At 66.4% G+C, this 298-nt stretch carries 1 protein-coding gene; it reads right to left on the bottom strand.

What is annotated here, in order from left to right; translation table 11 throughout:
• Nucleotides 1-298, bottom strand: a 298-nt coding sequence (locus AC06FB_RS18870) for a methyl-accepting chemotaxis protein (RefSeq protein WP_478053987.1), incomplete at both ends; no start/stop codon positions are given.

A 298-nucleotide genomic window follows, 5' to 3' on the forward strand; every position in this document is an offset into this window, starting at 1 on the left:
ACCGGCCTTGTGTACCAGCGCAGAACCATCGGCGACCTTGCCCACCGAGTCATCGATCAGGCCCTTGATCTCCTTGGCGGCAGCGGCCGAGCGCTGGGCGAGGGTGCGCACTTCGCTGGCGACCACCGCAAAGCCGCGGCCCTGTTCACCGGCACGGGCGGCCTCGACCGCAGCGTTGAGGGCCAGGATGTTGGTCTGGAAGGCGATGCCGTCGATGACGCTGATGATCTCGGCGATCTTCTTCGAGGAGGCTTCGATGGCGGACATGGTGGTGACCACCTGGCCGACCACTTCGCCG

It is taken from the genome of Stenotrophomonas sp. Steno-C15, assembly GCF_056393265.1.